Source organism: Methylotenera mobilis JLW8 (assembly GCF_000023705.1).
Taxonomy (GTDB): domain Bacteria; phylum Pseudomonadota; class Gammaproteobacteria; order Burkholderiales; family Methylophilaceae; genus Methylotenera; species Methylotenera mobilis.
In genome coordinates, this window is sequence record NC_012968.1 from 1,080,194 (window position 1) to 1,092,829 (window position 12,636).

Sequence of the window (12,636 nt, forward strand, 5' to 3'; positions counted from 1 at the left end):
AGCTAATTAAATTAATTACTTAATTTTCAATAATATTTTTTGATTTAGAACTTAATTGATGACTACAATTTATAACTTTTCTGCAGGTCCTGCAGTATTACCCAAGCCGGTTTTAGAGCGTGCTCAAGCCGAAATGCTTGATTGGCATGGTTCAGGCATGAGTGTGATGGAAATGTCACACCGTGGTAAAGAATTTACCAGTATTTTGGCTAAAACTGAGGCGGATTTACGCAAGCTGCTGGATGTGCCGAACAATTATAAAGTGCTGTTTTTACAGGGTGGTGCCATTGCAGAAAATGCAATCATCCCGATGAACCTGTTAAACGGTGGTGCGGCAGATTACGTGGTGACCGGCTCATGGTCCAAACGCAGTGTGGAAGACGCTAATGCCTATGGCAAAATCAATGTGGTCGCTAGTAGCGAAGCTGACGGCTTCACTCATGTGCCTGCGTTTTCAACTTGGAAGCTCAATAAAGACGCAGCTTATTTACATATCTGTACCAATGAAACCATCAATGGCGTAGAGTTTGATGGCCTACCAGATGCCGGTGATGTACCGATTGTGGCAGATATGTCATCACATATCCTGTCACGCCCGATTGATGTGAGCAAGTATGGTGTGATTTACGGTGGCGCACAAAAAAACATAGGCCCGGCCGGACTGTGTATTGTGATTGTGCGTGAAGATTTATTAGACCGCGCATCACCGTTAACACCAGCCGTGTTTAACTGGAAAACTCAGTCTGAAAATCAATCGATGATTAACACACCACCAACCTATGGCATTTACATTGCAGGTTTAGTGTTTGAGTGGTTGTTAGAGCAGGGCGGTGTAAGCGCAATTGAGCAGGTGAATATTCAAAAAGCTAATTTGCTTTATGACTACATTGATAGCACTGATTTTTATATCAATAACATCGCACTGCATAATCGCTCACGCATGAATATTCCATTTTTCTTGGCGGATGAATCATTAAATGATGCCTTCTTGAAGGGTGCAGAGGCGAAAGGTTTGCTACAGCTAAAAGGGCACCGGATGGTGGGCGGTATGCGCGCCTCAATTTATAATGCAATGCCAATTGAGGGTGTGCAGGCATTGGTAAGCTATATGCAGGAATTTGAAAAAGCGCACTAAATATGTCTAAAGAACAATTATCCAGCCTGCTAAAGCAACATCGTGATCAAATTGATGCAATTGATGAACAGATACTGAAACTTGCCAACGCGCGTGCAAATCACGCGCGCCATATTGGTGAGCTTAAAGATGATGGTGTGATTTACCGTCCTGAACGCGAGGCACAGGTTTTAAGACGCCTAATGGAGCTGAACGATGGGCCGCTACCAGCTGAATCTGTCACCAACATTTTTCGTAGCATCATGTCGAATTGCCGTGCGCTAGAAAAAGAGCTTACTGTCGCTTTTTTAGGTCCACTTGGTACTTACAGTGAAGAGGCTGCACTCAAGCAGTTTGGTGAAGGTAAGCATGCGGTTGTTTGCGGCTCTATTGATGAGGTGTTCCGTACCGTAGAGTCTGGCCAGGCTGATTATGGCGTGGTGCCGGTAGAAAACTCAAACGAAGGTGCGGTTGGTTTAACCTTAGATTTGTTGTTAAGTAGCCCACTTAAAATTTGCGGTGAAGTTACTATTCCTATTCATCACTGTTTACTGTCAAAGCAGACTGATCTACAGCAAATATCGCATGTGTTTTCGCATTCGCAGTCTTTAGCGCAGTGCCATGAGTGGCTAAATAAAATGCTGCCAAGAGCCGAGCGTGAGCCGGTCACCAGCAATGCACGTGCAGCACAGATGATTCATGATTTGATTGCGGCAGATGGTACTTTTGCGGCAGCGATTGCGAGCAAACGAGCGGCTGAACTGTTCAATTTAAATATTCTTGCCGAAAATATTGAAGATGACCCTAAAAACACTACACGATTTTTAGTATTGTCTGCGCATGATGTAGCGCCATCTGGTGAGGATAAAACCTCTTTTGTCACCGCGACCAAAAATCAGCCAGGGGCGATTTTAGGACTATTAGAGCCATTGGCTAAGCATAATGTCAGCATGACCAAACTGGAGTCCAGACCAGCTAAAGGCGGCATGTGGGAGTATGTATTCTATGTGGATATCGAAGGGCATGTGCAAGATGCCAATGTCGCTTCAGCGCTAGAAGAAGTCACGGCCAAGGCCTCTTATCTTAAGTTATTAGGCTCTTACCCGCAGGCAGTGGTTTAGCTCTGCTTGGCTTAATGGCATTAAATCGCGTGATATTGCGGAGTTTAATGCAAAAATACCTGCATGATGATGTATTTAGCATGCAGATATTGACTTGCTGTTAATCATTAAACAACAAGTTGCAGGTCATTCTCTGCACTTGTTAACTTGGCAGTTCGTGAATGATCTTTTCTTGTCTTCTTTGCTTTAACTTTCTATATCCAATCTAAACCTTAACTTAATCTATCTAAATCACATCATGAGCATACAAGCACCTCAACATATCCAGAAAATCGCACCATATCAAGGTGGTAAGCCAATTACCGAGCTTGCGCGTGAAATGAATCTAAACGTTGAAGATATTGTGAAACTGGCTTCCAATGAAAACCCCCTAGGCATCAGCCCTAAAGCGGATTATGCGATTCAGGAAGCAATTTTGGGTATTGCTAGATATCCGGATGGCAATAGCTTTGCCTTACGTGAAGCCGTTAGTCATAAATTTAGCGTTGCTCCTGAGCAGATAGTGTTTGGCAATGGCTCTAATGATATTTTAGAGTTGGTGGCGCGTGCATATTTAACTAGCGATAGCGAAGTTATTTACTCGCAACATGCTTTTGCGGTGTACCCATTAGTGACCCAAGCCATGGGCGCTAAGGGGGTAGTGGTACCTGCAAAAGATTTTGGCCATGATTTATCTGCCATGCTGGCCGCTGTAACTGATAAAACAAGTTTGATTTTTATCGCTAACCCCAATAATCCAACCGGTACCTTGTTAACGAAAGATGCTTTGTATGCATTCTTGCAACAAGTGCCACAGCATGTACTGGTGGTGCTGGATGAAGCCTATGATGAATACTTGTCTGCTGAACATAAGTCTGAAGCCATAGCCTGGCTGAAAGAGTTTGAAAACTTGGTTATTTCACGCACTTTCTCCAAAGCGTATGGTTTGGCTGGTTTGCGCATAGGGTTTGGTTTGTGCCACACCCAAGTGGCAGATATGATGAATCGTGTACGCCAGCCTTTTAATGTGAATAGTGTGGCGCAAGCTGCAGCCGTGGCTTCATTAGCGGATGATGACTTCGTTGAGCGCAGTTATGCCTTGAACCAGGCTGGTATGGCGCAACTGAAGCAGGGCTTTGAGCAGCTGGGTCTGACTTATATTCCATCTTTTGCCAACTTCATTAGCGTTAAAGTATGGGATGCTGCAGCGATTAATCAAAAGTTGTTACAGAACGGCGTGATTGTTAGGCCTGTGGCTAATTATGAAATGCCTGAGTACCTGCGAGTGAGTATAGGACTGTTCTCAGAGAACGCGAAGTTTTTAGAGGTGTTGACTAAAATATTGAAGTCCTAAATATTGGGATCAGCAATATTAAAGACTTAAGCCAGTACGCGCCTCTGCATCATGAATTTACTTAGTAGATATTGGGTAAGTTTGCAGTGTTATCTATATTAATTAGGGCGCAGAATGCTTCTCACGTTACAGCGAGATACGCGTAGCGAATTAACTAAATTTTAAAAGGATATTATTATGTGGACAACACCAGCAGCTACTGAAATGCGTTTTGGCTTTGAAGTAACAATGTACGTAATGAACAAGTAATTATTGTTCACGTAATATTAAAAAAGGCTGCCGAGAGACAGCCTTTTTTTGTAAAAGAATGCGTTTTATTAAGCTTATGTCATTTTTTTACAAAAGAATCGTGATGTTTTAACAACACATTTTTTAATGATAAAAATTTTAATTTAAATAGAAATGTAGAGATTCATGCATATACACGTATTAGGGGCTGGTGCTGGGGGTGGTTTTCCACAGTGGAATTGTAATTGTTTTAACTGTGATGGTTTACGTAAAGGCACAATCAAAGCAACCAAGCGTACACAGTCATCCATTTGCGTCAGCGGTGATGGTGTGAACTGGGTTCTGTTTAATGCTTCTCCAGATGTGTTGCAACAGATTCAAGACTTTGCACCGTTACAGCCAGGTCGCGCAGTAAGAGATACCGGTATTCAGGCGATTGTGCTGATTGATGCGCAAATTGACCATACAACCGGCCTGTTTATGTTGCGTGAAGGCAAAGTAAAACGCGAAATTTACTGTACTGATATGGTGTACGGTGATTTAACCTCAGGTAATCAGATTTTAAACATCCTCGGCCACTACTGCGGCGTTAATCATCACAATGTTCCGATTGATGGTAAAACCAGCTTCACCATCCCGAATGTGCCTAACTTGAAATTCACAGCCGTTGCACTAAAGAGTGCGGCGCCTCCTTATTCACCTCATCGCAATGACCCACATCCTGGCGACACGATTGGTGTGCTGATCGAAGAGATCAGCTCAGGCAAAAAATGCTGGTACTCGCCAGGTCTGGGTGAGATCGAGCCACACCTGCCAGAGCTAATGAATCAGGCAGACTGCATTATGGTGGATGGTACGTTCTGGACCGATACCGAGATGCTGGATCTAGGCTTGATGACTAAGACTGCGCGCAGTATCGGTCACAATCCTCAGTTTGGTAAAGGCGGCATGATTGAAGAGTTAGATAAATTTGGTGATGTAAGAAAAGTGTTGATTCATATCAACAACACCAATCCGATTTTACGTGAAGATTCAGCCGAGCGCGCTGTGTTGAATGAACACAAGATTGAAGTGGCCTATGATGGCATGGATATTATTTTGTAAGAATGCAAAGTGCTTAGACGCTTTTATGCACAAGGGTATGCGCTTACGCAACCCTTGGTAATCAGAACTTAAATAGAAGCGTCTTTGTTGGTTTGATCACTTTAAAATATTTGGAGAATAAAATGGCTGAAAAATTGGCACCCTGGTCTAGAGAAGAGTTCGAAGCTAAGCTACGTGAGAAAGGTAAAGGCTATCATATCTATCACCCAATCCACGTGTTGATGTATGAAGGCAAACTGACACAACAGCAAATGCAGGCATGGGTAGCAAATCGCTATTATTATCAAATTGCGATTCCAATGAAAGACGCAGCTATTTTATCTAACTGTCCAGATCGTGAAATACGTCGTGGCTGGATTCAACGTATTTTTGACCATGACGGTAGCGGCGCAATTGCAGAGGGTGGCGAAGGCGGCATTGAAGCGTGGATTCATCTAGGTGCAGCAGTGGGTTTAAGCCGTGAAGATGTTACCTCATTAAAACTAGTGGCGCCTGGTACTAAGTTTGCTGTAGACGCCTATATTAACTTTGCAAAACAACGCTCATGGCAGGAGTCAGTTTGTTCTAGTCTGACAGAGTTATTTGCTCCACATATTCATCAGCAGCGCATAGATTCATGGCCTTCAATGTACCCGTGGATTAACGCAGAAGGTATGCAGTACTTTAAGAATAGATTGACGCAAGCGCGTCGCGACGTTGAGCAAGGCTTGCAAGTGACGCTAGATTACTTCAGCCAAAGCCGTGAAATGCAAATGCGTGCCTTGGAAATACTGCAATTCAAACTGGATGTGTTGTGGGTGATGGCTGATGCGATTATGCTGCAATCAGCAGACATTAAGGTTGAGGGCCGTGATTATCTGCGCCAACCGGTGATGAACGTAAGCTAGAAAGCAAATGATGGATAACAAGATACAAGACAGCGATATTTACACACTTGCCATGCACCACCGTTTTCAGTGGGAAGAGGCACAAAATAGCTATGTGATACTTTTCCCTGAAGGCATGGTCAAACTACACGGCGGTGCTGGTGAAGTGATTAAACGTCTAAATGGTAAGGCAACTGTAGGCGATGTGGTGGCAGATTTAGAAGCCACATTTCCGGATGCTGAAAACATCGAAAAAGATATTATTGGTATGTTTGAGCTAGCGTTAAGCAAAGCTTGGATACGCAAAGCTTAAATTAATTTAGGAGTAGCAAAATGACACAAGCGTCTTTAGGTGAGTCAGTGGTACAAAAGACCATCCATGCCACTCATGCTCAAAATAATGGGGTTGCAGCCAGCGTTACGCAAACGCAGCCGCTATGGCTGTTAGCAGAGGTGACGTATCGCTGCCCTTTGCATTGTGCATTTTGCTATAACCCTACTGATTACGACAAACATACGCAAAATGAGCTCACTACAGAGCAATGGATACAGGCCTTGCGAGACGCGCGCAAATTAGGCGCGATACAGTTGGGGATATCCGGTGGCGAGCCGTTGCTACGCGATGATATTGAAGAGATCGTTGTTGAGGCCAGAAAACTTGGTTATTACAGTAATTTAATTACTTCTGGTGTAGGGTTGACTGAAAAGCGCATCCAGGCTTTTAAAGAGGGTGGTTTGGATCACATTCAGTTATCTATGCATGATATTACTGAAGAAATTAATAACTTTATTACCAATACTAAAACGTTTGAGCTGAAGAAAAAAGTGGCAGCCATGATTAAAGGTCATGGCTATCCAATGGTGCTGAACGTGGTGATTCATCGCTATAACATTGGCCATATGAAAGAAATTTTAGAGATGGCTGATGCGCTGGGCGCAGAATACATTGAACTGGCTAATACGCAATATTATGGCTGGTCTTTGGTGAATCGTAGCCAATTAATGCCTACTAGAGAGCAGGTAGAAGAGGCCGAGCGTATCACCAATGAGTTCAGGGAAAAATCTGGCAGCAAGATGAAGATTTTCTTTGTGGTGCCAGATTACTTCTCAGATCGCCCTAAAAAATGTATGAATGGCTGGGGCGAGGTGTTTATGATTGTGACTGCCAATGGTGATGTACTACCTTGCCATTCAGCGCGCGTATTGCCGAATATGAAGTTTCCCAACGTTAAAGATACCGATTTGGGCTGGAGCTGGAAAGATTCACCAGCGTTTAACAAATACCGTGGTGACAGCTGGATGAAAGAGCCATGCCGTAGCTGCGACGAAAAAGAAAATGATCTAGGCGGCTGCCGTTGCCAGACATTCTTGCTCACCGGCGATGCGGAAGCTGCTGACCCAGTGTGCAGCAAGTCACCGCACCACCATTTGATCGAGCAGGCGATTTTAGATGCAAGAAACCCTGCCATTGCAGCGCAGCCTATTGTGTTTAGAAATGATAAAAACTCTAAGCGCATTATTGCTGGTGAGCTTAAAGACCGCGTAGGTGAGTTACATGCCTTGCCATAATACGCTTTAGGGACTTAAGCCCTTGCATCTCGCAGGTGCGTTAATCGCGTTATTGTGATTTAATCTAAACGCGCTACTGTAATCAAACAGTAGCGCGTTTTTTATTGCCAGTTACTATATTTTATTGAAAGTTCTACCTTGAAGCATCAGTCATCTCCATTGTTACTGTCGTTCGTACTGGCCGGTCTCGCGGCGCTTGCCCCATTTGCAATTGATACCTACCTACCTGCGTTTCCAGTCCTAGAGCGTGAACTGCATGGCACTTCATTAGCGTTGCAGCAAAGCCTGACCTTTTATTTACTGCCATATGCGCTGATGACGCTATGGCACGGCGCAATTTCAGATTCAATAGGGCGTATCACGACCATTAAGTGGGGGTTAGGCATTTTTGTTATCGCCTCCATTGGTTGTGCCTTTGCACCCAATGTAGAAATGCTATGGTTCTTCCGTGCGCTACAAGGCCTGTCTGGCGGTGCTGGCAACGTGGTGGCTAGGGCTATGGTGCGAGATCTGTTTGAGGGGCCACAGGCGCAGCGTGTAATGGCCACGGTACAAATGCTGTTTGGGATTGCTCCAGCAGTTGCCCCGATCATAGGTGGCTTGCTGCTTGGCATTCATTGGCAGGCTATCTTTGTGTTTTTGGCCTTGTATGCGGCGGTAAGTTTGTGGGCGGCCGTTAAGTATCTACCTGAAACCATGCCGCTAGAAAAGCGTTTGCCGCTATCCGCCAAGCAAGTGGTTAAGGATTATCGAGCGATTTTCAGCGATAAAGAGTTTAATTACGTGGTGTTTGCCGTTGGAGCAAATTTTGCGGGCTTCTTTCTTTACGTATTAGCAAGCCCAGTATTTTTGGTGAAGCATTTGGGCTTATCTGAGCACCAGTTTGCCTATATGTTTGTGCCTACCGTCTGTGGCATGGTGATCGGCTCATACTTGGCAAAGCGCGCAGCTGGCAAATACGCGCAAGGCAAAGTACTTAAAGTTGCCTATATTTGGATGACGGTAATGGCCGCACTCAATATTGGTGTTTGCTTATACTTACCTACGCAGGTTATCTACAATATTGCACCTGTAGCACTCTTTAACATAGGCATGGCTTTGGCTATGCCTATACTTTCTTTAGCTGCCTTGGAGCGTCACCCTAAAATCCGCGGCACTGCCGCATCTGGCCAGGCCTTTATACAGATGCTGTTATCTACGGTATCTGCCGGTTTGATCGTGCCTATTGTTTGGTACGCACCATCTGGGCTTGCGTTTGGCATGATGGCTTACCTAGTGCTCAGCTGGCTGATGATATACAGAAGTAAATTATGGACTGCAAAGTAAATAAGTAGTACAAAGTGAACACATTGGTATTAACTCGATTCATTTAAATTAATAAAAAGGAGCGGTCATGTTAAATACGCAAAGCTGTGAAAAATGGACACCTTATGTTTTAGGTTTACTGCGAATCATTGTGGGATTTCTGTTCTTGCAGCATGGTTCTGCCAAGCTTTTAGGTATGCCGCATATTGCGATGTTTGATGGCTTGCAGTTGATGTCGCTTATGGGGCTGGCAGGGATATTGGAACTAGGTGGTGGCGTATTGATACTAATAGGCTTATTTACAAGGCCAGTGGCGTTTATTCTTTCTGGTCAAATGGCTGCGGCGTATTTTATGGCACATGCACCTGGCGGCTTCTTGCCGATCTTAAATCAAGGTGAATTGGCAGTATTGTACAGCTTTGTATTTTTATACTTTGCGTTTGCGGGCGCTGGTAAATTAAGCGTAGATAGCATGTGCTGTAAAAAGTCTCACTAGTCCAAAAATCTCTTTATCCGAATCCGCTAAAACTTCTTTAGTCATAAAAGCGGATTCGGCAATGATTACTCAGAGCCATCTGTTGCTTCATTTTTCCAGAGCAGGTATACGCGGCAATCAAATTCAAGCTGATGATAATTAGGCTCCATGTGCTGACACAGTTGGTAAAACGCCTTGTCATGATCACGCTCTTTTAAGTGTGCCAATTCATGCACAACAATCATACGTAGAAACTCAGCAGGGGACTGCTTAAAAAAGGATGAAATCCTGATTTCTTTTTTAGCCTTGAGCTTGACACCCTGCACGCGAGAGATTGCGGTGTTTAGGCCTAGTGCATGGTGTTCTATGCCTAGTTTACTGTCGTAATGTACTTTATCTAATGGCGGTGCATTACGTATAAAGGCCTGCTTAATTTCATTGCTGTATTGGTAGAGGGCTTTGTCGGTCTGTATGCTGTGCTGTTGTGGGTAGCGTTGCTTGATGTATTCGCCAAGCAAACCCTGTGCTTGCATTTGCCTGATTTTATCTTGCAGGGTCGGTGAGTAGTGTTGGAGAAATTTTAATGGTGTGGTCATCACAGTGGCTTAGGTATTTTAACCATTCTATCCCTGATAAATGCTTACTAGACGTTAGCACCCAGAGAATCAGTACCCTGAAGTAGTCAGCACATAAAGAAAAGGAGGCATGTGCCTCCTTTTAATTTTTGACGCGTCTATTTAGCGCAATCTAGAGGTTATTCAACCAATAAACTACGTTTGTTTGGCGCGCCATTCATAGCTTCTGCATCTGGCAGAGCTTCTTTACGTGCGGTAATGGTTGGCCATACCTGTGCCAAGCGGGCGTTCAACGCAATATACTCTTGTTGATCTGCCGGCACATCATCTTCGGCAAAGATGGCTTCCGCTGGACATTCCGCAACGCATAGTGTGCAGTCGATACATTCGTCTGGGTTAATTGCCAGGAAGTTAGGGCCTTCTACAAAGCAATCAACTGGGCAAACATCTACACAGTCAGTGAATTTACATTGAATACAGTTTTCGGTAACGACGTAAGTCATTTTTATAGTCCTTTACAGCTTAAAAGCTAAAACGTTATTTTATTAGAAATTCTATTAGTTTGCGATGACTAATTCTATCTAGCCACCGCCGTAACGGTGACTATGCAGAACTTAAACAATCATCCCTGCGCCAACGGTGTTATTGGTTGACTCATCAATAATGATGAATGCGCCGGTAGCACGATTGTTTTTATAGCTGTCAATCATCAATGGTTGCGCTAATTTAAAGCTAATACGCGCAATGTCATTCATTTTCAGCTCAGTCGTCGCTTGCTGCTCTAGCGTGTTGACATCTACTTTGTAACTGATAGCACCCACTTTAGCTTTAGACTCACGCGTGGTGTGACGAACGATATACGTACGCGCTGTAGACATTGGCGTTTCTGATAGCCAGCAAACAAAAGCCTCTACTTGTTTTACCGGTTCAATGGTTTCTGTGCTCTTCACAATCATGTCACCACGTGAAGTGTCGATTTCATCCTCTAGTAGCAGGGTAACACTTTGCTCTGTCGATGCTGACTGCAGTTGCTCTGCGCCAAGCTGAATAGCTTTTACTTTAGAAGTATAGCCATTTGGCAATACGGTCACTGCATCACCAACTGCAATTTCACCAGATTCGATGCGGCCCATGAAACCACGGAAGTCATGTAACTCTGGGTTGTCAGAAGCATGTGGGCGGCATACGAACTGCACAGGGAATCGGAACGCTTCAGATTGCTCGGTATGTGCTGCTGGTGCTTTTTCCAGCATCTCAAGCAATGTTTCACCTTGGTACCAAGACATATTGTCTAAACGGTCAACCAACATGTCGCCATTCAATGCAGACATTGGAATAAAGCGGATGTCCCTAGCGGCGGCTAAGCCAAGCTCAGTAGCAAACGCAGTGTAGTCGGCACAAATCTTGTCGAAAGTTGCTTGGTCATAATTCACCAGGTCCATTTTGTTTACAGCTACCACAATGTGTGGAATGCCTACTAAATGAGCTAAGTAACTATGGCGGCGAGTTTGCGTGAGTACGCCTCTACGTGCATCAATCAAAATGATGGCAAGGTTAGCAGTCGATGCTGCCGTTACCATGTTACGTGTGTATTGTTCGTGGCCTGGTGCATCAGCAATAATATATTTGCGTGTGCCAGTGCTGAAATAACGGTAAGCAACGTCGATGGTAATGCCTTGCTCACGCTCAGCTTGTAAGCCATCGGTCAGCAATGAAAGGTCAACTGCTTCCATGCCGCGCTTTTTAGAGGTATTTGAAATTTGTGTCAGCGTATCAGCCAAAATGGTTTTGGTGTCGTATAGCAAACGGCCAATCAGCGTACTTTTGCCGTCATCTACGCTACCGCAGGTCATAAAGCGTAAGAGTGAGTCGTTGTGTTGTGTAGTCATAAGTTTAGTTTTCAAATTATCAAAAATGCTAGATAAAGCAGGTTGTTGAATTATTTTTTCAATCACCTGTTAGGTTGCATTTTTAGAAATATCCCTCTTTTTTACGTTGCTCCATTGAAGCGTCTGAAGTTTGGTCGTCCAGACGTGTCGCACCGCGCTCAGTAATCGTGGTGGTGGCAGTTTCAATCACAATTTTGCTTACATTATCAGCATCTGAAAGTACAGGTGCGGTACATGTAATGTCACCTACAGTTCTGAAACGCACTTGCATGTTGATTACTTCTTCACCAGCTTTAGGCTGGTTAATGATTTCGCCGTTAGCAAGTGGCACGTTTGCTGGCATCATGGCACCGCCGCGCATAATGATGTCGCGCTGGTGTGAAAAGTAGATGCTCGGTAAGCCTAGGTTTTCACGCTCGATATACTGCCATACATCCATTTCTGTCCAGTTAGAAATAGGGAAGGCACGGATGTTTTCACCTTTATGTGAACGTGCGTTGTACAGGTTCCACAATTCAGGACGTTGGTTTTTCGGATCCCATTGGCCAAACTCGTCACGGAAACTCATGATACGTTCTTTGGCACGTGCTTTTTCTTCATCGCGACGTGCGCCACCGATGCAGCAGTCAAAGCCGAACTCTTCAATCGCTTCCAGTAAGGTTACAGATTGGTGTTTGTTACGTGGTTCGTCTGGTGATTTTAATACCACGGTACCGCGTTTCATTGAGTCTTCAACAGAACGCACGATTAGGCGCTCGCCTAACTCTGCAGCACGTTGGTCACGGAAATCCAGCACTTCTTGATAGTTGTGGCCGGTATCAATATGCATGAGTGGAAATGGAAACTTACCAGGGCGGAATGCTTTTTCTGCCAAACGCAAAATACATAGTGAATCTTTGCCACCTGAGAATAATAGTACAGGGTTGCTACATTGCCCCGCGACCTCGCGCAGAATGTAAATGGCCTCAGACTCTAGCCAGTCTAAATGAGATAAAGGTTGTTTAGTCGTTGTCATATTCTTAGGTTTCAAAAATCAAAAGTACTACTTAATACTGGA

At 44.3% G+C, this 12,636-nt stretch carries 14 protein-coding genes; 10 read left to right on the top strand and 4 right to left on the bottom strand.

The window, feature by feature from the left end:
* The first annotated feature begins 58 nt into the window (after positions 1 to 58).
* The 10 genes from serC to MMOL_RS05070 all read left to right on the top strand — a co-directional run bounded on the left by serC (position 59) and on the right by MMOL_RS05070 (position 9,136).
* The gene (serC, locus tag MMOL_RS05030; RefSeq protein ID WP_015831935.1) at positions 59 to 1,135 is read left to right on the top strand and encodes a 3-phosphoserine/phosphohydroxythreonine transaminase; all 1,077 of its coding nucleotides are present in this window, start codon (positions 59 to 61) and stop codon (positions 1,133 to 1,135) included.
* A 2-nt stretch (positions 1,136 to 1,137) separates the two neighbouring features.
* Positions 1,138 to 2,235: a prephenate dehydratase gene (gene pheA, locus MMOL_RS05035; RefSeq protein WP_015831936.1), complete on the top strand. Its 1,098-nt coding sequence runs from the start codon at positions 1,138 to 1,140 to the stop codon at positions 2,233 to 2,235.
* A gap of 238 nt (positions 2,236 to 2,473) precedes the next feature.
* On the top strand, positions 2,474 to 3,568 hold the full coding sequence (gene hisC / locus MMOL_RS05040; RefSeq protein WP_015831937.1) for a histidinol-phosphate transaminase: 1,095 nt from the start codon (positions 2,474 to 2,476) through the stop codon (positions 3,566 to 3,568).
* Positions 3,569 to 3,745: 177 nt separating this feature from the next.
* Complete coding sequence (pqqA, locus tag MMOL_RS12090) at positions 3,746 to 3,817, top strand: pyrroloquinoline quinone precursor peptide PqqA (protein WP_012777389.1); 72 nt, start codon at positions 3,746 to 3,748, stop codon at positions 3,815 to 3,817.
* Between the two features lie 165 nt (positions 3,818 to 3,982).
* A complete protein-coding gene (pqqB, locus tag MMOL_RS05045; RefSeq protein WP_015831938.1) occupies positions 3,983 to 4,900 on the top strand; it encodes a pyrroloquinoline quinone biosynthesis protein PqqB in 918 nt (305 codons plus the stop codon).
* Between the two features lie 122 nt (positions 4,901 to 5,022).
* On the top strand, positions 5,023 to 5,787 hold the full coding sequence (pqqC, locus tag MMOL_RS05050) for a pyrroloquinoline-quinone synthase PqqC (protein WP_015831939.1): 765 nt from the start codon (positions 5,023 to 5,025) through the stop codon (positions 5,785 to 5,787).
* Positions 5,788 to 5,794: 7 nt separating this feature from the next.
* Positions 5,795 to 6,079, top strand: a complete 285-nt coding sequence (pqqD, locus tag MMOL_RS05055) for a pyrroloquinoline quinone biosynthesis peptide chaperone PqqD (RefSeq protein WP_015831940.1) — start codon at positions 5,795 to 5,797, stop codon at positions 6,077 to 6,079.
* A 20-nt stretch (positions 6,080 to 6,099) separates the two neighbouring features.
* On the top strand, positions 6,100 to 7,335 hold the full coding sequence (pqqE, locus tag MMOL_RS05060; protein WP_015831941.1) for a pyrroloquinoline quinone biosynthesis protein PqqE: 1,236 nt from the start codon (positions 6,100 to 6,102) through the stop codon (positions 7,333 to 7,335).
* A 138-nt stretch (positions 7,336 to 7,473) separates the two neighbouring features.
* Positions 7,474 to 8,661: a multidrug effflux MFS transporter gene (locus MMOL_RS05065; RefSeq protein WP_041928540.1), complete on the top strand. Its 1,188-nt coding sequence runs from the start codon at positions 7,474 to 7,476 to the stop codon at positions 8,659 to 8,661.
* A gap of 67 nt (positions 8,662 to 8,728) precedes the next feature.
* Complete coding sequence (locus MMOL_RS05070) at positions 8,729 to 9,136, top strand: DoxX family protein (RefSeq protein ID WP_015831943.1); 408 nt, start codon at positions 8,729 to 8,731, stop codon at positions 9,134 to 9,136.
* A 65-nt stretch (positions 9,137 to 9,201) separates the two neighbouring features.
* Here MMOL_RS05070 and MMOL_RS05075 read toward each other — a convergent pair whose 3' ends face one another.
* From MMOL_RS05075 to cysD, 4 genes are all read right to left on the bottom strand, one after another.
* The gene (locus MMOL_RS05075; RefSeq protein ID WP_015831944.1) at positions 9,202 to 9,711 is read right to left on the bottom strand and encodes a M48 family metallopeptidase; all 510 of its coding nucleotides are present in this window, start codon (positions 9,709 to 9,711) and stop codon (positions 9,202 to 9,204) included.
* Between the two features lie 158 nt (positions 9,712 to 9,869).
* On the bottom strand, positions 9,870 to 10,193 hold the full coding sequence (gene fdxA, locus MMOL_RS05080) for a ferredoxin FdxA (protein WP_015831945.1): 324 nt from the start codon (positions 10,191 to 10,193) through the stop codon (positions 9,870 to 9,872).
* A gap of 111 nt (positions 10,194 to 10,304) precedes the next feature.
* Complete coding sequence (gene cysN / locus MMOL_RS05085; protein ID WP_015831946.1) at positions 10,305 to 11,579, bottom strand: sulfate adenylyltransferase subunit CysN; 1,275 nt, start codon at positions 11,577 to 11,579, stop codon at positions 10,305 to 10,307.
* Between the two features lie 82 nt (positions 11,580 to 11,661).
* Entirely contained in the window at positions 11,662 to 12,594 is a 933-nt protein-coding gene (gene cysD / locus MMOL_RS05090) for a sulfate adenylyltransferase subunit CysD (protein ID WP_015831947.1), read from the bottom strand.
* Between the last annotated feature and the right edge of the window lie 42 nt (positions 12,595 to 12,636).